Genomic DNA, 18,514 nt, shown 5'->3' with positions numbered 1-18,514 from the left:
TGGACCCCCGGGAACGCCGAACCCCCGCCCTGCCGTCGCGACAGCGACCAGGACGGGGGTTCGGGGAAGCCGCGCTCGGCCTCGGTCTTCGGCGTCAGCCCTCGGCGCTGCCGTGCTGGCGCGCGCGGTAGCTGGCGGCCTTGACCCGGTTGCCGCAGGTCCGCATGGCGCACCACTCCCGCCGGTGGCCGCGCGAACGGTCGAGGTAGACCTGGGTGCACTCCGGTCGGGAGCACTCGCGGAGCAGGGCGGCGTCGTCGCCGCCGAGGATCCCGACGGCCTCCCGGGCGAGTGCGGCGAGGCCCTGGGACACGGATCCGCTCCGGGTCGCACCGGTGGCCTGCAGCCGCACTGTGACCGGCAACCCGGCCGCGTGCCGGTTCAGTTCGGCGATCGCCCGGGGCGGCATCGGCTGCCCGTCGAGCCGGGCGGCGACCAGCGAGTAGATCGCCTCGCGCAGGTCCACCGCGATGTCGACGTCGGTCCCGTCGGCGCCGGGCGCGCTGTCCAGCATCCCGGACTCCACGAACCAGGCGTCCAGCTGTGCGGGCGAGGCCAGCTTCTCCAGCGGTGCGGCGTTGCGCCGGGCGCGCAGCGTGCCGACGAAGTCGAGGGGCAGGGTCCCGCAGGGGAAGGCGTGCATCACGTCACCATACTGACCGGTCACCGCCTCGGGGCGCAATGCCCGGTACCCCGCTCCGTCCTGCTCCGTCTTCGCGCATCCCCGTCGAGCCACCGTCTCCATCACTGTCCAGACCAGTAACGTCCTGCCCGGCTCGGCCTCCCGAGCCGGTCCTCCCAGCTCCGGAAGGCAACTCATGATCGACAGGCGTGGCTTCCACAAGTCCCTCGGGCTCGGCGCCGGCGCGGCCGCCCTCTCGCTGACCGGCCTCTCCGGCGTCGCCGGCGCCACGCCGGCCCGCTCCGGCCCCGCCCGCTCCGGCCCCGCCCGCTCCGGCCCGTCCCACTCCGGCCCGGCTCCGGTGGTGCCCAGCATCGCCCCCGGCACCCACACCTCCTTCCCGGCGCTGAAGCAGGTCACCGCCGGGGTGCTCGACGTCGGCTACGCCGAACTGGGCCCTGCGGACGGCCCGGTGGTGCTCTGCCTGCACGGCTGGCCGTACGACATCCACAGCTTCGTGGACGTCGCCCCGCTGCTGGCCGACCTCGGCTACCGGGTGATCGTCCCCTACCTGCGCGGTCACGGCTCCACCCGCTTCCGCTCGTCGCGGACCGCCCGCAACGGGCAGCAGGCGGCCATCGCGCGGGACGTCCTCGCACTGCTGGACGCGCTGCGGATCGACCGCGCGGTGGTGGCCGGGTTCGACTGGGGCGCGCGGACCGGCGACATCCTGGCGGCACTGTGGCCCGAGCGGGTCAAGGCCCTGGTGTCGGTGGGCGGTTACCTGGTCACCAACCGGGACGCCCAGCGGATCCCGCTCGCCCCGGCCGCCGAGCGCACCTGGTGGTACCAGTTCTACTTCGCCACCGAGCGCGGTGAACGGGCGATGCACGACCAGCGGCTGCGGCACGACCTGACCCGGTTCGTCTGGCAGACCGTCTCCCCCACCTGGCACTTCGACGACGCCACCTTCGAGCGCACCGAGGCCGCCTTCGAGAACCCCGACTACGCCGCGATCGTGATCCACAACTACCGCTGGCGGCTGAGCATCGCCGACGGCGAGCGCCGCTACGACCACGACGAGCACCTACTGGCCCGCAAGCCGACCATCGGCGTGCCGACGATCACCCTCGACCCGGTGCTGGACCCGTTCACCGCGGCCCCCGGCGACGGCTCCTCCTACCGCGCCATGTTCACCGGTCCGTACGAGCACCGGGCGCTGCCCGGCGTCGGCCACAACCTGCCGCAGGAGGCGCCGACTTCCTTCGCCCAGGCCGTCGTCGACGCGGACCGTCTGTGACGCCGACCGCCGTCCGTTCATTAATGGGAGGCCCCGGAGAAGACGGACTGCTACGCTGACGATCGACCTACCCCTATCGAGGAGTGCAGCAGACATGGCGGGTGACGACGACATCTCCGGGTGAATCCCGGGCTTGAAGGCCGTTGCGGGTGCAGGGCACCCAGTGCAGCGGTCCGAGTCGTCCTACCCAGTCCCCCTGTCTCTTTCGGGCCGGACTCGTCTCCGCCCGCCCAACTCCCGGGTCGTTCCATGTCCTTCGCGTCCATCGTCTGTTCCCAGCTGTCCTTCTCCTGGCCCGACGACACCCCCGTCTTCCAGGACCTCTCCTTCACCGTCGGCACCGGCCGCACCGGCCTGGTCGCGCCCAACGGCTCGGGCAAGAGCACCCTGCTCAAGCTGATCGCCGGTCAACTGCGCCCGTCCGCCGGGTCGGTGACGATCGGCGGCACGGCCGGCTACCTCCCCCAGGACCTCCCGCTGACGGCCGGGCTCACGGTCGCCGAGGTGCTCGGCGTGGCCGCGGTGATCCGGGCGATCGACGCCGTGGAGTCCGGCGACGTCGCCGAGGAGCACTTCACCACCATCGGCGAGGACTGGGACATCGAGGAGCGCTCCCTCGCCCAGCTCGAACGCCTCGGCCTCGGCGGGCTCGGGCTCGACCGGGGGCTGGGCACCCTCAGCGGCGGTCAGATCGTCCGACTGGGCCTCGCCGCCCAGCTGCTCAGGCGGCCGGACGTGCTGCTGCTCGACGAACCCACCAACAACCTCGACGTCGAGGCCCGCCGCCGGCTGCACGACGCCCTGGAGGACTTCACCGGCTGCCTGCTGGTGGTCAGCCACGACCGCGCCCTGCTCGACCGGATGCACCGCATCGCCGAGCTCGACAGCCATGAACTGCGCCTCTACGGGGGCGACTTCACGGCGTACGAGCAGGCCGTGCAGGCCGAGCGGGAGGTCGCGGAGAAGAATGTCCGCACCGCCGAACAGGAGTTGAAGCGGGAGAAGCGGGAGCTGCAGCAGGCCCGCGAACGCGCCGAGCGCCGGGCCGGAAACGCGGCCCGCAACCTCAAGAGCGCCGGGCTGCCCCGGATCTTCGCCGGGAACATGAAGCGCGGCGCCCAGGAGTCCGCCGGGCGCTCCGGCCAGGTGCACGCCGCCCGGGTCGACGAGGCCCGGGCCCGGCTCGACGAGGCCGGGCGCGCGGTGCGCGACGAGCAGCGCCTCACCCTGGACCTCACCGGGACCAAGGTGCCCAGCGGGCGGGACCTCTTCATCGGCGAACGGCTCCAGGTGCTGCGCGACGGCACCCCGCTGTTCGCCGACGGCGGGATCGACCTGACCGTCCGGGGCCCGGAGCGGATCGCCCTGTCCGGTGCCAACGGGGCCGGGAAGACCACCCTGCTGCGGCTGCTCGTCGGGGACCTCGCCCCGGACGACGGACAGGTCAGGCGCGCCGACGGCCGGGTGGCCTACCTCTCCCAGCGGCTGGACCTGCTGGACGAGGACCGCACCGTCGCGGAGAACTTCGCCGCGGCGGCGCCGGAACGCCCCGAGGCCGAGCGGATGAACCTGCTCGCCCGCTTCCTCTTCCGCGGCGCCCGGGCCCACCTGCCGGTCCGGGCGCTGTCCGGCGGCGAGCGGCTGCGCGCCACGCTGGCCTGCGTGCTGTGCGCGGAGCCCGCGCCCCAACTGCTGCTGCTGGACGAGCCGACCAACAATCTGGACCTGGTCAGCGTCGGGCAGTTGGAGGGCGCCCTCGACTCCTACCAGGGGGCGTTCCTGGTGGTCAGCCACGACGAGCGCTTCCTGGCCGGGATCGGCGTCGACCGGTGGCTACGGCTGGCGGACGGCGAGTTGACGGAGACCGGGGCCCCGGAGCTGTGAGCCGCCGCCCGTCGCCCCTCCGGAGGGGCGACGGGCGGCCGAGCGCCCGGGTCTCAGCCGGTGACCTCGATCGTGACGTCGTAGACCCGCTGGTCCGGCGCGCAGCTGAGGGCCTCGCCGCAGACGCTGCGGGAGGCGGTGAGGTGCACCGTCCCGGCCTTGTGGGCGGTGAAGGTGGTGGTGACGGTACCGCAGCCGCCGCCCGGGCGGCAGGACGGGGCCGGCGTGGTGGTCGGGGCGCCGGTCGCGGTGACCACGTCGGGGGCGGAGCTGGTGGCGGCGGACCAGTAGGTGCTGTGCAGTTCGACCGAGACGGTCGCGCCGACGACCGCCTTCACCGTGGTGCGGTCGGCGTGTTCGTCGGCGGTCACCGGGGCCGGCCGGCTCACCACCAGGGCGGTGGCGGACTCGGCCGTCGACGTACCACCGGTCGAGCCGCAGCCGGCCAGGGCCAGCAGGGCGGCGGCGCAACTCAGGGCGAGGGCGGCAGGTCTGCGAAGGGTCACGGTGCTTCCTTGGGGCCGAGGTGCCAGGGGTACCGGTTGGACGCGGCGGAGGTCGGATCGGATCCCCCGGGCAGGCCCCCCGGAACCGGAAGAACACACCGGGGCGGGCCCGAAGGCCCACCCCGGTGCGTTCAACGTGCTGACGTACGACGTGCTTTCGACGTGCGCGCTACCTCAGGAGGCGTTGAGGGCGGTGTCGTCGATGACGAAGCTGGTCTGGCCGTTGCCGTTCTCGGTACCGGTGAACTTCACGGTCACGGACTTGCCCGCGAAGCTCGACAGGTCGAAGGTCTTCTGGACGTAGCCGTTGCCGGCGTCGAGGTTGGAGTAGGTGGCCAGGGTGGTGGAGCCGGCCTGGACGGTCAGGGTGTCGTCGGCCGTGGTCGAGGTCTTGGCCGTGTCGACGTGGACCCAGAAGGAGAAGCTGGCCTTGCAGTTGGCCGGGACGGTGACGGTCTGGCTCAGGGTGTCGGTGTGCGGGGCGCCGTAGCCGTCCAGCCAGGCCTTCCAGCTGCCGCTGTGGGCGGGCTCGGAGGAGCTGTTGTCGATCACGCCGGAGGTGGCGGTCCAGGGCGCGGCGCTGCCGGTCTCGAAGCCGGGGTTGCCGAGCAGCTGGCCGGGCTTGGCGCAGGTGCCACCACCGCCGGAGCCCGCGACGGCCCAGGTGAAGGAGGCGCTACCGCTGGCGCCGGTGGAGTCGGTGACGGTGACCGTGACGCTGCTGCTGCCCGCGGTGGTCGGGGTGCCGGAGATCAGACCGGTCGAGGAGTTGATCGACAGGCCGGCCGGCAGGCCGGTGGCCGCGTAGCTCAGGGTCTGGCCGGAGGCCGAGTCACTCGCGCTGACCTGGAGGCTGGCCGCGGTGCCGACGGTGCCGGACTGGTTGCCCGGGCTGGTGACGGTGACCGTGTTGCCCGGGTTGCCGTGGGTCAGGATGGCGTGCGAGATCGCGCAGGAGTTGGTGTCGTTCGACCAGCTGGCCTGCTCGGCGTAGGTGCCGTAGGAGCCGAAGGAGATGTTCGCGGCGCCGCCGGTCGTGCCGGGCTGGAGCCAGGCGCACTCGTCCGAGTTCTCCTGGTTGAGGTAGGAGCTGCCGGCCACGTGGTTGGTCCAGCCGCCGGCCGGGTTCTGGTCCGACATCATCTCGTGCCACTCGTGGCCGAGGGTCATCGTGTAGCCGTCCAGCGTGCCGGGCGAGTTGACGAAGCCGACGCCGCAGGTGCTGCCCTGGTCGACGTTGTACGGCTGGTTGGAGAAGGCGACGTCGCCGTAGGGCGAGCTCGCCGCGCCACCGGTGAGGGTGGTGTCGCCGTTCCAGTCGTGCCAGGCGCAGTACCCGGTGGTGGGGTTCTGGTAGTCGTCCGGGTTGGTGCCGTGCGGCGACAGGATGATGTAGTACGCGTCGCGGTTGGCGGCGGCCGTGGTGTTGCCGAAGTGGCCGGCCGCGCTGACGGCCTCCTGGGCGAGCTGGTTGCCGCTGGCCTGGGCGGGCGAGGCGGCCGCGTTGTCGTACCAGACGCCGGAGAGCACACCGCCGGTCTGGTACGGGATGAAGTTGGCGTTGGACGGGCAGCTGACCGCGCCGGTGGCGACGTTGGGGCCGTCGCACCACTGGGTCAGGTCGGCCGACCAGGTCTCGCCGTTGGTGCCGATGCCCTTGAACATCTGCTGGGTGGCCCCGGCCGCGCCGGCCGAGTCGCCGGAGAACTTGGCGTTGCCGTTGGCGTCGGTCGACTGGGTGCCCCACTGGTTGCCGTAGAACACCAGGTAGACCTTGGAGTGACCGCTCTGCACGCCGATGCCGTCGACTCCGCCGCCGTAGGACAGCGTCTGCTGGCCGGTGGCCGCCGCGACGGCGTGCTCCGCCGCCCACTTCTTGTAGTTCTCGTGCTGCTCGGTCCCCGGGACCGCACCGTGGCGGTACGGGTGGCCGTTCTGCGGGCTCCAGGGGTTGGTCTCCGGGGCGCTGCTGCCGGAGGAGCTGGAGATGGACTGCGCGGAGGCCGGTGCGGCCGCGCCGGCGAGGCCGGCGGCGGCGAGGGCGAGGGACGCGATGCCGGTCAGCGCCGCGTACTTCGCACGCCGCGTTCTGCGGGAGTGACCCATGGGGTGAGGGTGCCTCTCTCGTTACCGATCGCCCGGCGGCTGGGGGCCGACGAACGATCCCTTTGTGGGGAAGGGAGACAGGTCCATTCCACCGGGCGTCGAATCCGGTCGTTTCTTCCGGGCAACCGGAATTGACGGTCTTTCGGTGGGGGTGCCTGCTGGGCATGAAGGAAAGCAGGTTTGATGAACGCAGGTCAACGGCCGCGGGTAAGGAAACATTAAGAGCGGCGTTCCGGCAGGTGGAGGCCTCGCCGGAACGCCGTGGAAGCGCCCTCCGCATTCACTGAATGCGAGTCAGAAGACTGTTTCGGAATTTCGAGATTCGATGAAAAGTCGCGCCTTCACCATTCCGTCATGAACGAGGACCGGCCCTACAGCCGGCCGCCGCCGGTGTCGGCGGACAGCCGCTGGGCCAGGTACACCGGGACGACCGAGAGCAGCACCAGGACCGCCGCGACCACGTTGACCACCGGCGCCTGGTTGGGCCGCGCCAGGTTGTCGTAGATCCAGAGCGGCAGCGTCCGGATGCCGGGGCCGGCGGTGAAGGTGGTCACCACGATCTCGTCGAAGGAGAGCGCGAAGGCCAGCAGCGCGCCCGCCAGCAGGGCCGACCGGACCGCCGGGAAGGTGACGTACCGGAAGGTCTGGAAGGTGTGGGCGCCGAGGTCCGCCGAGGCCTCCTCGGCCGAGGGGGACATCCGGCGCAGTCTGGCCACCACGTTGTTGAAGACCACCACGATGCAGAAGGTGGCGTGTCCGACGACCACGGTGAGCAGGCCGAAGCCGACGCCCGCCGGGCCCAGCACGGTGCGGAACGCGGCGTTGAGCGCGATGCCGGTGACGATGCCGGGCAGCGCGATCGGCAGGATCACCAGGAAGGAGACCGCCTGCCGGCCGAAGAACCGGTACCGCTGCACGGCGAAGGCCGTCATGGTGCCCAGCACCAGGGCCACCGCGGTGGCCCCCGCCCCCGCCTTCAGCGAGGCGGCCAGCGCGTCGCGGGCGCCCTCGGACTCCCAGGCCCGCACCCACCACTCGGTGGTCAGCCCGGTCGGCGGCCAGGCGAAGGAGCGGTCCCGGTTCAGCGAGTTGAGCAGCACCAGCAGCAGCGGCAGGTACACCACGGCGAGGCCGGCGGCCGTGGCCGCGCGCAGCGCGAACCGGGCACGGCGGGAGAGGATCACGGTGTTCGACCTCCTAGAGGGAGTCCAGGGCGCCGGTGCGGCGCACGGCGAGCAGGTAGCCGACGATCAGCAGCACCGGCACGCAGGACAGCGCGGCCGCCAGCGGCAGGTTGAGCGTCACGTTGTCGGCGATCGCGGTGCCCAGCACCTGGGTCTTGCCGCCGACCAGCCGCACGGTGATGTAGTCGCCCAGGCTCAGCGAGAAGGTGAACACCGAACCGGCGAACACCGCGGGCAGCACCTGCGGGAGGACCACCGAGCGGAAGGTCCGCCCGGCGGAGGCACCGAGGTCGGCCGAGGCGTCGAGCAGGTTGGCCGGCAGGTTCTCCAGCCCGGCGTAGACCGGCAGGATCATGTACGGCAGCCACAGGTAGGCGAGCACCACGATCACCGCCGTCGTGCCGTACCCGGGGCTGGAGAGCCCGAACGGCCGACCCGCCCAGTCGAGCACGCCGCCCTGGCCGAGGATGACCCGCCAGGCGTACGCCTTGACCAGGTAGCTGGCCCAGAGCGGGGTCAGCACCGCGACCACCAGCAGCCGGCGGGTGCGCGGCCGGGCGATCCGGGCCATGTAGAAGGCCATCGGGAAGGCCACCACGGCGTCGATCACGGTGACCGCGGCGGCGATCCCGAGGGTGCGCAGGGCGATCGTCCGGTAGACCGGTTCGGTGAGGACGGTGTGGAAGTTGGCGGTGTTCCAGACCCGGACGACGTCGTAGGTGAAGTCGTCGACCGCCCAGAAGGCCGATATCAGCAGCACGGCCAGCGAGCCCAGGTAGGCGAGCACCAGCCAGGCCATCGGCGCGGACAGCAGCAGCGCCAGCCGCAGCCCGGCGTGCCGGTGCAGGACGGCGGCCGCACGCCGCACGCCGCCCCGCCGGCGCGGCGGGGCGGCCGCTTCGGTCGCCATCGGTCAGCCCTTGATCTCGGTCCAGGCGGCGGTCCAGGCGGCGTAGTCGGTGCAGGCCACCGTGCGGCCGTCCAGGCAGCTCTTGACCGGGGTGGTCCAGTAGTAGACGTCCTTCCAGTAGGCCTCGTCGGTGGCGTGGAAGGTGCTGCAGAAGTTCTTGTCCGTGGTCTGGTCGCAGGCCTTGGAGTTGGCCGGGGCCTCGCCGAACCACTGGGCGACCTGGGCGTTGGCCTTCGGCGAGACGATCCAGTTCATCCACTGGTAGGCGCAGTTGGGGTGGGCGGCCTTCGCCGACACCATCCAGGTGTCCGACCAGCCGGTCGCGCCCTCCTTCGGCAGCACCGCCTGGACCGGCGCCTTGTCGGCCTGCGCCATGTTGGCGATCACCTGCCAGCTGGTGCCGACCACGGTGTCACCGGTCTTGAAGGAGTTCTCCGCCTTCTGGAAGTCGCTCCAGTACTCGCCGACCGACTTGTGCTGGAGCTTCAACAGGTCGACGGCGGCCTTGAGTTGGGTCTCGTCCAGGGCGTAGGGGTTCTTGATGCCGAGCTCCGGCCTGGTCTTCATCAGGTACAGCGCCGCGTCGGCGACGGAGATCGGCGAGTCGTAGGCGGTGACGTGACCGGCATAGGCGGACGCGCCCTCGAAGACCACCCGCCAGGAGTCCGGCGCGGGGGTGACCTTGTCGGTGCGGTACATCAGCAGGTTGGCGCCGCGGCCGTGCGGGATGCCGTACATCTGGCCGTTCACGGAGTTCCACGGCTGGTTCTTCAGCCCGTCGAAGACGTCCGCGTAGTTCGGGACCAGCGTGGTGTTGACCGGCGCGACGTCGCCCGCCGCGATCAGCCGCAGGGTGGCGTCGCCGGAGGCGGAGACGGCGTCGTACTGGCCGGTCTTCATCAGCGAGACCATCTCGTCCGAGGTGCCGGCGATCTTCGCGTTGACCTTGCAGCCGGTCTGCTGCTCGAACGGGTGGATCCAGTCCACGGACTTGTCGTCCGAGCCGTCCTCGGCGTAGCCGGCCCAGGCGACCAGGTTCACCTGGCCCTCGCCGGTGCCCAGGGACTGGAGCATCGGCAGCTTCGGCGGGTTCAGGCCGTGACCGCCGGCCGTGCCGGTCGAGCCACCGCCGCTGCCGCACCCCGCGGCGAGCAGGACGGCGGCGCCGGCGGCGGCCGCGGTGCGGGCGATCTTGGGGAGGCGCATGGGAGCTGTTCCTTCGTGGAGTGGCGGGAGTAGGGGCGCGTCTGTGGAGGGGAGGTGCGTCCGTGCAGGGGGGGTGGGGGTGCGTCAGGAGCCGACGCGGACGGTGTGCTTGCGCTGCCAGGCCAGCACGACGTCGGTGCCGCGGTGGCGCAGCACGTCGGCCGAGCCCTCGTCGAGGTTCTGCCGGACGGCGGTCAACCGGCCGCCGGCCTCCAGGTCCACCAGGAAGCGGGTGTGGCCGCCCGCGTAGACCACCTCGGCGACCCGGCCGGTGGCCGAGAGCTCGTCCGGACCGGCCGGGTCGTCCGGGTGCGCTATCCGGATCTTCTCCGGGCGCACGCTGAACAGCCCGGCCGCGCCGACGACCTGCTCGGCGGCCGCGCCCTCCAGCAGGTTGGAGGTGCCGACGAAACCGGCCACGAAGGCGGTGGCCGGGCGCTCGTACACGTCGGCGGGCGAGCCGACCTGCTCGATCCGCCCCGCGTTGAACACCGCCACCCGGTCGCTCATGGTCAGGGCCTCGTCCTGGTCGTGGGTGACGAAGACGAAGGTGATCCCGACCTCGCGCTGGATCCGCTTGAGCTCCGCCTGCATCTCGTGCCGGAGCTTGAGGTCCAGCGCGCCGAGCGGCTCGTCCAGCAGCAGCACCTTCGGGCGGTTCACCAACGCCCTGGCCAGCGCGACCCGTTGGCGCTGGCCGCCGGAGAGCTGGGACGGGCGTCGGCGCTCGAAGCCGTCCAGCCGGACCATCGCGAGCGCCGCCCGCACCCGCTCGGCCCGCTCGGCCCTGGGCACCCTGCGGACCATCAGGCCGTAGCCGACGTTCTGTTCGACCGTCATGTGCGGGAACAGCGCGTAGTCCTGGAACACCGTGTTGACGTCCCGGTCGAACGGCGGACGCCCGGTGACGTCGGCGCCGCCGAGCAGGATCCGGCCGGAGCTCGGCTCCTCGAAGCCCGCGATCATGCGCAGCACCGTGGTCTTCCCGGAGCCGGACGGGCCGAGCATCGCGAAGAACTCGCCCTCGCCGATCTCCAGGTCCACGCCGTCGACCGCCCGGACCCGGCCGCCGTCGAAGGTCTTCGCCAGCCCTTCGAGCCGGACCGCGCCGGGCGCCGGATCCGGTCGGGGCGGACGGTCGTCGCTCTTCAACTCCGGCTTCAACTCCGGTGGCCCTTCGGTTCGGTGATCACGATCGGTTCGCTCGGAACAGTAGGGAGGAATCCCCCCGTCCGGCTATGGACGCCTGCACGGTCTTCCGTCCCCGCATTGTGCGGCGCTACAGTCCGGCGCATGCCGGTGACGCTGCGCGATCTGCTTGGGGAAGAGGGCCTCGGCCTGCGACTGTGCACCGGCACGGCCGGGGTCGAACGCGTGGTGCGCTGGGTCGCGGTGACCGAACTCGCCGACCCCACCGGTTGGATGACGGGCGGCGAGCTGCTGCTCACCACCGGCCTGCGGCAGCGCACCGCCGAGGCCCAGACCGCCTTCGTCCGGCGGGTGGCGGCCGCCGGCGCCTCGGCGATCGGCTTCGGCACCGGGCTGAGCCACCCCACCGTGCCGCGGGCGACGGTGGCCGAGGCCGAGCGGCTCGGCCTGGCGGTGCTGGAGGTGCCGTACGAGACGCCGTTCATCGCGGTGAACCGGCTGGTCGCCGAGCGGGTCACGGCCGAGGACCACAGTGCGCAGCGGCGGCTGGTCGACCAGCACGACCTGCTGGTGCAGGCGTTGTCGAGCGGCGAGGGACTGCCCGCCCTGCTGCGGGTGCTGCGGCGCGCGTGCGGCTCCGAGGTCGCCGTGGTGGACCGGCACGGCGTGGTGCTGGCCACCGTGCCGGAGCGGGCGGCGCCGGAGCCGGCCGTCCCGGAGCCGGCCGTCCCGGAGTGGCAGGAGCCCGGGCCGGCCGGGGACGGAGTCGGCGGCGCCGGGGCCGTGCGACTGCCGGTGCGGGTCGACGGGGTGGTCACGGCGTACCTGTGCCTGCGCTCGGCGGGCCCGGCGGCGGACGTGCTGCCGTACGCCGTCCGACTGGTCGGGCTGGAACTGGCCCGCCGTCAGGCCTACCTGGCCGGACGGCGGGAGCTGGTCGGCCAGGTCGTCGAGGACATCGTGCGGGACGTGATCGCGCCGGCCGCCGCCGAACGCCGGCTCGCCGCGTTCGGGCTGGACCCCAAGGGCGCCCACCGGATCGTCCTGGGCCGGCTGACGCCGGAGGCCGAGCGCTCGGGGGACCGTCCCGGCGACGGGCGTCGGGACGGCCGCCCGGAGGCCGAGCAGCGCCTGACCCGGCTGGCCCGGCTGTCCTGGCAGTCCGCGGGCCGACCGGACTCCCCCGAACCGGTGCTCACCGCCGTGGTCGACCGGTACCTGGTGGCGGTGCTCCCGCAGTCCGTCCCGGTGGACGAGCCGGCCCGGCGGTTCGGCGCCGCCCTCTCCGGCCTGGACACCGGGGCCTCGGTCGGGATCGGCGGCTGCTACCGGGGCGTGGACGGCCTGCGCCGGAGCTGGTTCGAGGCGCAGGCCGCCCTCACCAAGGGCCCCGGGGTGCACGGTGGCGACCCGCTCAACCTGCCGCGGCTGCTGCTGTCCACCCCGGACCTCCCGCTCAAGGAGCTGGCAGACGAGGTGCTGCGCCCGCTCACCCGCTTCGACCGGGCCAACCGCGCCGACCTGGTCACCACCCTGCACGCCTACCTGGCCGCGGACTGCTCGGTCCAGGCGGTCGCGGACCGGCTGTACGTCCACCGCAACACCGTCCGCTACCGGCTGGACCAGATCGAGCGGCTCACCGGACGGTCGCTGCAGTCGCTGCAGGACCGCTTCCAGCTCTGGCTGGCGCTGCTCGCCGCCTACCCGGAGCGCCAGCCGGCCACCGTCCCGCACACCGACTGACGGCGACCCCGGCTGACGGCCGATCGGGTGAGCCGGGCCGTCCACCGTCACCCGTACGAGTGACAGCGTGCTGGTGCGGGCCGGAAGCCGGGTGGGAAGGTGGGCGCGCCCGCTCGACGGCCCCCAGCAAGCGATCGGAGCCGACCGTGAATCCAGCGCCCAGCCGTGGTCACCGCGGCACCGGCCACGCGCTCGTCCTGGGTGCGGGCATCGGCGGCCTCTGTGCCGCCCGGGCGCTCTCCGGGTTCTTCGAGCGCGTCACCGTGGTCGAACGGGACACCTTCCCGGAGACCTCCGATGTCCGGCGCGGAGTCCCTCAGGGGGCGCACGTCCATTCGCTCACGCCGGGCGGGGCGCAGGTCCTGGACGAGTTCTTCCCGGGCTTCACCGCCGAACTGGCGGCCGGGGGCGGCACGTTGGCCGGGGCGCTGGACGAGCTCGACATCGTGTTCTTCGGCTCGCGCCTGCGTCAGGTCCCGCTCGGCCGGGTGCTCCAGGTCAGCCGCCCCTTCCTGGAGGACCGGCTGCGCACGCGGGTCCTCGCACTGCCCGGCGTCAGCCTGCGGTCGGGGCTGGAGGCCACCGCACCGATCGCCACCGGTCCGGCCGGGGTGAGCGGGGTCCGGCTGGCCCGTCCCGGCGAACCCGACTCCGTCGAGGCCGTCGACGCGGACCTCGTCGTGGACGCGATGGGCCGCGCGGGCCGGGGCGCGGCCTGGCTCACCTCCCTGGGTTACCGGGCGCCCTCCGCGGCCCGGCTACACGTCGACGTCGCCTACGCCAGCCGCCGCTACCAGGTCACCCCGGGCACCCTGGGCCCGGCCAGGGGCGTGCTGATCGGGGCGACCCAGGCCCGCCCGCGCGGCGCCGTGCTCACCCAGCAGGAGAACGACGCCTGGGTGCTCTCGCTCTACGGCTTCGGCAAGGACCACCACCCGCCGACCGCGCCGGAGCGCTTCCTCGACTTCGCGGCGGACCTGCTCCCCGCCGACACCCGGGCCGCGCTCCGGACGGCCGAACCGATCACCGGGATCTCCTCCTTCGGCTACCCGGCCGCCGTCCGCCGGGACTTCCACCGGCTGCGCCGGCTCCCCGAGGGCCTGATCTCCATCGGGGACGCGGTGTGCAGCCTCAACCCGATCTACGGGGCGGGCATGACGGTCGCCGCCCTGGAGGCGAAGGCGCTGCGGAGGTGCCTCCACGACGGTCCGGCGGGCCTGCCCCGCCGGTTCTACCGCGAGACCGCGCGGGCGGTGCGGCTCCCCTGGCTGTTCTCCACCATGGCCGACCGGTCCATGCCGCAGGTCCCGGGCACCCACCCCGCCCTGGCCCGGCTGCTGGCGACGTCCTTCCGGGCCACCATGCGCGCCGCGGCCGAGGACGCCCGGGTCGCCACCGCCGTCTGGAACGCCGTCAGCCTGACCGGCTCCCCGGCGGAGCTCGCCCGGCCCGGTGTGCTCGCCGCCGTGTTCCGGCACCGGTGATCACGACGCACCGCACGGCAACGCCACGATACAGAGAGGAAGGACTCCCATGCCGGACCCCGACCTGAGCGAGCGGAAGGCGTTCGTCGAACGCTGGGTGACCATGTGGGACTCCCCCACGGCCCCCACCGACGCCATGGCGTACTACACCGAGGACGCCGTGATCGAGGACAAGGCCTTCGACCACACCTACCGGGGCCACCAGGAGCTGCACGAGTACTTCAGCCGGGCCGACCAGCTGTTCTCCGACATCCGTTCGGTCAGCCTGGGCGTGCTGGTCGGCCCGGACCACGCGGTGGCCCAGGTGCACTACAGCGCCACCATCCGGCAGCCGTTCCTCTGCCTCCCGGAATCCAGCCGGGGACAGCGGTTCTCGCTCTACCTGATGAGCCTGCTCGAATTCGCCGAGGACGGCCGGATCTCCCGGTCGGTGGACGCCTACGACCGCACCTCGGTCCTCCAGCAGCTCGGCGTCCTCCCCGGCGACGCCGACTGGACGGCCTCGTCCGGCACGCCCTTCTCCGACGGGCCGTCCGCCGGTACGTCCTCCCGGGGCCCGGCGCCGACCGGCTGACCCCGGTTCACGGGGCCCGGCCCTCGCCGGCCCGGCCGGTGGCGCGAAGGGCCGGGGCGCGCGCGGGTCGGATGCCGCGTGCGCCCCGGCCGTTCGCGCGACACCGCCCGTCGGCGGACCCGCGGAGCAGGACGGCTCTCCTAGCATCGGGGACACAACGGTTGCCAGGAACGGGGTTGCTCCGCCATGACCGAACAGCGCAGCGGGATCGACGAGTCCAAGCCCAGCATCGCCCGGGTGTACGACTACCTGCTCGGCGGCACCGACAACTTCGCGGTCGACCGCGAGATCGGCGACTTCTTCCTCCGGGACCTGCCCGGTTCGGCGGCCATGGCCCTCGCCAACCGCCAGGCGCTGGTGCGCGCCGTGGGCGCGATGGCCGACGCCGGTGTCCACCAGTTCATCGACATGGGCAGCGGGCTGCCGACCGCCGACAACGTGCACCAGGTCGCCCGGCGGCACGTCCCCGACGCGCGCGTCGCCTACATCGACCACGACCCGACCGTCCTCGCCCACGGCCGTGCCCTGCTGGCCGCCGACGAGCGCACCGCGCTGGTCGAGGCGGACCTGCGCGAGCCGGAGTCCATCCGTCGGCATCCCGAGGTGCAGCGCCTGATCGACTTCGACCAGCCGGTGGGCGTGATCTTCAGCGCGATCCTGCACCACCTCAACGACACCGAACGGCCCGCCGCCCTGGCCCGCTGGTGGGTGGACCGGGTGCCCTCGGGCAGTCTGGTGTACATCTCGCACTTCCGCTCCGGCGCGGGCACCGGTGCGGAGCAGGAGACCCGGCGCGCCGAGCAGAAGCTCCAGCAGAGCCTGGGCCGCGGCCGCTGGCGCACCGACGAGGAGATCCTGACCCTGTTCGACGGCCTCGACCTGCTCGAACCGGGCCTGGTCCCCTGCTCGCTGTGGCGCCCCGACCCGACCGCCACCCAAGTCCCCACGGGCGAGGGCGACTTGTCGCTGTGGGAGCGGCTGATCAGCTGCGGCCTGGGCCGCAAGCCCTGACCGGTGCCACCTCACGCGCCGGTCGGCGCACCCGCCCGGTGCCGGTGGCACGCGGCACCGGGCGGGGGTCTAGCGGGTCACTGCCCGGGCTTGCGGCCGTGGTTGGCGCCCTTCTTCCGCCGGGCCTTCTTCTTGCGCGCGCGCTTGGACATCGTGCTGTTCCTTCGGGTCGTCGGGTTGGGGACGTTCAAGCGGCCCGGCCGACCAGCTGGTCGGCGAGCTTGGCCAGGCGCTTCTGCGAGCGCTCCTCCTGGGCGACCTGGGCCGTCGGAGCGGCGACGCCGCCGTCGTAGTAGGCGCCGTTGGCGACCTCCACGTCCGGCAGGCAGAGCCGGACCACGGCCGCCGCGCCCTCGGCGGCCGGCGCGCCGACCCGCCCGTACAGCGGGAGCAGCGCGGTGTCGCACAGGCCCGGGTTGAGGCTGACGGCGGTGATGCCGGAGCCGGCCGGGGCCATCTCGGCGGTCGCCATGGTGAGCGCGAGCTGCGACTGGGCGTACGCGGCGACCCGGGAGTACTTCTTCACCCGGTGCGGGTCCGACCAGTTCATCGACGCGGTGCGGTGCAGCGAGGACGAGACGTTGACGATCCGGGCGTCGCCGGCCGCCGAGAGCGGGGCCCGCAGCAGCTTGGCCAGCAGGTGCGCGGCGAGGAAGTTGACCTGCAGCGAGACCTCGTTGCCGTCGTCGGTGAGGGTGCAGCGCTCGGGCGCCATCACGGCGGCGTTGTTCACCAGCAGGTCCAGCGCGGGGTAGTGCTTGACGACCGTGCCGGCCAGCACCGCGACCTCCGCCAGCTTGCCGAAGTCGGCTGCCAGCTCGACCAGTTGGTCCCGGCGGGCGCCCGCGGCGATCAGTCGGCCGACGGCGTCCTCGGCCTCGGCGGTGGTCCTGGCGTGCACCAGGACGGTGGCACCCAGACCGGAGAGCAGCCGGGCGGTCTCCCAGCCGATGCCGGAGGAGGCGCCGGTGACGAGGGCGGTGCGGGCGGACAGAACTGCGTCGGACATGACCCATCCAAGGGTGTACGGCACCGGCGGGGTGCGGAGACGGGACGGCACGCGGCCGCCCGCCCCGGGGCCGCCGGTGCGAAAAGGGTGGTGAGGTGAGGACGCTCGCCCGCCCCCGCCCTCGGAGCCGAACGGGGCGGGGGACGGGCGGCGATGACGGCACGGATCCGGTGAATCGGAGCCCGGGCCCGTGCGCGCGGCCGGTGACCAAGCGGGAAGGGGCTGGGGCCTACCGGACGGCGGTGGCGACCGCGACCGCGACGACGAACCGCGGCCGGCTATGCGGCGGGCGGTCGTGGTGGCGGTTCGAGCGGTGCATGTCCCTCATCAAAGCCTGCCCGGGGGCCCGGGGCAAGCCCGTTCACCCGCCCTGACGAACCCCTGACACGCTGCCGACGTCCCGTTGACGCCGTGTCTTGACGCCTCGTCGACCCGCGTCAACTCGCCCCGGCCCACCGGCAGTCGCCAAGGTCGCGTCAGCAACCGGCCCGCCGCTGCCAGGCTTTCGTCAACGTGCCGCCGCCCGGGCCCGCACTCCGGCGTACTGGTCGGATGTCCGTCACCACCCCGCCGCCCGTCGCCCCCCTTCCCGCCACCGTCCGGTCCGCCGCCGAGCGGCCCGGCGCCGGCCTCCTCCCCGCCCACGTCCTCCGCAGCGGCCACGGCGGCTGGTGGGCGGACGATCCCGGCGCGATGGGTGCGCTGCTGGTGCACTGCGGGCCGGAGCGGCTGCTGCGCGGGGACCCGGCGCGGCTGGACCGGGACGTGCTGGCCCGGTACGGGCGGGGGCAGTTCCACGCCCCGGAACGCTTCCTGCCGCTGCTCGGCCGCACCTTCAGCCACCTCACCCCGTGGGTGCGGGTGCTGCACGTCCACGCGGAGCGGCCCCGGCCGGTGTCCCGGCACATCGCCGCCTGGGTCCGTCCGCTGGACGCGGGCGACGAGCCCCGGCTCGACCACTTCGCCCGGCGCAGCACCGCCGTGCCCTCCCCGGGCCCGCACTGGATCGCCGAGACCTGGGGCGGCCACCGCGCCCTCGCCGCGAGCGGCTTCGCCTGGGGCGCGTTCCTCGGCCCCTACCTGGCCTCGCTGGTGTGCGGCTACCTGGTCGGCCGGGAGCACCTGGACCTCGCGGTGGCCACCGACCCGGCGTTCCGCCGGCTCGACCTCGCGCTCGCCTGCGTGGACGCCGCCACCGCCGCCGCCCGCGACCGGGGGCTCACCCCGACCTGGTCGGCGCCCCGGAGCAACGGGGCCAGCCGGGCACTGGCCGCGGCGGCGGGCTTCCGGCCGGTGCGGCAGGAGCTGGTGTACTGGGCCGGCCCGGCGCTGTAGGTCCGCTCCCCCTGGTCCCGGGCCGGGTCAGGGGGCGGCCGGGCCGTCGACGGGGAGGCGGGAGACCCGGATCGTCCGGCGCGGCAGGGCGGCGGGCAGCGAGAGCAGCAGGGCGGCGGCGGTGAACAGCCCGAAGTGCTCGCCCTCGACGCCCGCCCCGGCCCAGCCGAGTTCGGCGTGGTGGTGCTCGGCGAAGGCGTTGCAGCACAGCCAGGCCGCCAGGCCGACCACCGGGGCGGCCGGCGGCCGGGAGAACGCCCCGGCGAAGGCGGCCAGGCCGAGGTAGGCGACGTACGGGAACCAGCCGGCGTGGAGTTCGCCGACCCGGTCGAGGCCGAGCGCGAGCAGCCCGCCGGACAGCAGGGCCACGGTGAAGGAGACCGGGACCGGCAGCCGGTCCAGCACCGGCCGGTAGCGTCGGCCCCCGGGCCGGGCGGAGTACATGCGCATGGTCCCGTCCCAGCCTCGCCGTACGTTCGTTCGGCGCCAGC

The 18,514-nt window shown here is 73.4% G+C and carries 17 protein-coding genes; 7 read left to right on the top strand and 10 right to left on the bottom strand.

The genetic code is table 11. The features are described 5' to 3' along the window. Positions 1–94: 94 nt before the first annotated feature. Positions 95–643, bottom strand: coding sequence for a CGNR zinc finger domain-containing protein (locus ACIP4P_RS01900; RefSeq protein ID WP_400913710.1), 549 nt, complete (start codon positions 641–643; stop codon positions 95–97). A 175-nt stretch (positions 644–818) separates the two neighbouring features. Here ACIP4P_RS01900 and ACIP4P_RS01895 point away from each other — a divergent pair, with 175 nt between their 5' ends. Together ACIP4P_RS01895 and ACIP4P_RS01890 are read left to right on the top strand one after the other, a co-directional pair. Beyond that, the gene (locus ACIP4P_RS01895) at positions 819–1,922 is read left to right on the top strand and encodes an alpha/beta fold hydrolase (protein ID WP_400913709.1); all 1,104 of its coding nucleotides are present in this window, start codon (positions 819–821) and stop codon (positions 1,920–1,922) included. Between the two features lie 249 nt (positions 1,923–2,171). Next, positions 2,172–3,806, top strand: a complete 1,635-nt coding sequence (locus tag ACIP4P_RS01890) for an ABC-F family ATP-binding cassette domain-containing protein (RefSeq protein WP_400913707.1) — start codon at positions 2,172–2,174, stop codon at positions 3,804–3,806. A gap of 53 nt (positions 3,807–3,859) precedes the next feature. Here the strand turns inward: ACIP4P_RS01890 and ACIP4P_RS01885 are convergent, their stop codons facing one another. The 6 genes from ACIP4P_RS01885 to ACIP4P_RS01860 form a co-directional block, all read right to left on the bottom strand. Then, positions 3,860–4,312, bottom strand: a complete 453-nt coding sequence (locus ACIP4P_RS01885) for a hypothetical protein (RefSeq protein ID WP_400913706.1) — start codon at positions 4,310–4,312, stop codon at positions 3,860–3,862. Positions 4,313–4,486: 174 nt separating this feature from the next. Next, positions 4,487–6,418, bottom strand: coding sequence for a putative Ig domain-containing protein (locus tag ACIP4P_RS01880; protein WP_400913704.1), 1,932 nt, complete (start codon positions 6,416–6,418; stop codon positions 4,487–4,489). Positions 6,419–6,789: 371 nt separating this feature from the next. After that, on the bottom strand, positions 6,790–7,602 hold the full coding sequence (locus ACIP4P_RS01875; protein WP_400913702.1) for an ABC transporter permease: 813 nt from the start codon (positions 7,600–7,602) through the stop codon (positions 6,790–6,792). 13 nt (positions 7,603–7,615) lie between these two features. Further along, entirely contained in the window at positions 7,616–8,512 is an 897-nt protein-coding gene (locus ACIP4P_RS01870; protein ID WP_400913699.1) for an ABC transporter permease, read from the bottom strand. Between the two features lie 3 nt (positions 8,513–8,515). Continuing rightward, complete coding sequence (locus tag ACIP4P_RS01865; protein WP_350510861.1) at positions 8,516–9,718, bottom strand: ABC transporter substrate-binding protein; 1,203 nt, start codon at positions 9,716–9,718, stop codon at positions 8,516–8,518. An 84-nt stretch (positions 9,719–9,802) separates the two neighbouring features. Further along, a complete protein-coding gene (locus ACIP4P_RS01860; protein WP_400913695.1) occupies positions 9,803–10,882 on the bottom strand; it encodes an ABC transporter ATP-binding protein in 1,080 nt (359 codons plus the stop codon). 129 nt (positions 10,883–11,011) lie between these two features. Here ACIP4P_RS01860 and ACIP4P_RS01855 point away from each other — a divergent pair, with 129 nt between their 5' ends. The 4 genes from ACIP4P_RS01855 (at position 11,012) to ACIP4P_RS01840 (ending at position 15,679) form a co-directional block, all read left to right on the top strand. Further along, positions 11,012–12,610 (top strand): PucR family transcriptional regulator, encoded by a 1,599-nt coding sequence (locus ACIP4P_RS01855; RefSeq protein ID WP_400913693.1) that lies wholly within the window; start codon positions 11,012–11,014, stop codon positions 12,608–12,610. 146 nt (positions 12,611–12,756) lie between these two features. Continuing rightward, positions 12,757–14,094, top strand: coding sequence for an NAD(P)/FAD-dependent oxidoreductase (locus ACIP4P_RS01850; RefSeq protein ID WP_400913691.1), 1,338 nt, complete (start codon positions 12,757–12,759; stop codon positions 14,092–14,094). Positions 14,095–14,143: 49 nt separating this feature from the next. Beyond that, entirely contained in the window at positions 14,144–14,668 is a 525-nt protein-coding gene (locus ACIP4P_RS01845) for a nuclear transport factor 2 family protein (protein WP_400913689.1), read from the top strand. A 186-nt stretch (positions 14,669–14,854) separates the two neighbouring features. Then, positions 14,855–15,679, top strand: a complete 825-nt coding sequence (locus ACIP4P_RS01840; RefSeq protein ID WP_400913686.1) for an SAM-dependent methyltransferase — start codon at positions 14,855–14,857, stop codon at positions 15,677–15,679. A gap of 77 nt (positions 15,680–15,756) precedes the next feature. Here ACIP4P_RS01840 and ACIP4P_RS01835 read toward each other — a convergent pair whose 3' ends face one another. After that, a complete protein-coding gene (locus tag ACIP4P_RS01835) occupies positions 15,757–15,831 on the bottom strand; it encodes a 50S ribosomal protein bL37 (protein ID WP_400914417.1) in 75 nt (24 codons plus the stop codon). 35 nt (positions 15,832–15,866) lie between these two features. Then, positions 15,867–16,688 carry an SDR family NAD(P)-dependent oxidoreductase gene (locus tag ACIP4P_RS01830; RefSeq protein ID WP_400913684.1) on the bottom strand — a complete coding sequence of 274 codons (822 nt, stop codon included), beginning with the start codon at positions 16,686–16,688 and terminating at the stop codon, positions 15,867–15,869. 552 nt (positions 16,689–17,240) lie between these two features. Between ACIP4P_RS01830 and ACIP4P_RS01825 the strand changes: the two genes are divergently transcribed. Continuing rightward, the gene (locus ACIP4P_RS01825; RefSeq protein WP_400913682.1) at positions 17,241–18,023 is read left to right on the top strand and encodes a GNAT family N-acetyltransferase; all 783 of its coding nucleotides are present in this window, start codon (positions 17,241–17,243) and stop codon (positions 18,021–18,023) included. A 27-nt stretch (positions 18,024–18,050) separates the two neighbouring features. Here the strand turns inward: ACIP4P_RS01825 and ACIP4P_RS01820 are convergent, their stop codons facing one another. Next, a complete protein-coding gene (locus ACIP4P_RS01820) occupies positions 18,051–18,473 on the bottom strand; it encodes a hypothetical protein (RefSeq protein ID WP_400913680.1) in 423 nt (140 codons plus the stop codon). Positions 18,474–18,514: the final 41 nt, after the last annotated feature.

The organism is Kitasatospora sp. NPDC089509, from assembly GCF_044749365.1.
In the GTDB taxonomy this organism is placed as follows: domain Bacteria; phylum Actinomycetota; class Actinomycetes; order Streptomycetales; family Streptomycetaceae; genus Kitasatospora.
This window is presented reverse-complemented; position numbering and strand designations above follow the sequence as displayed.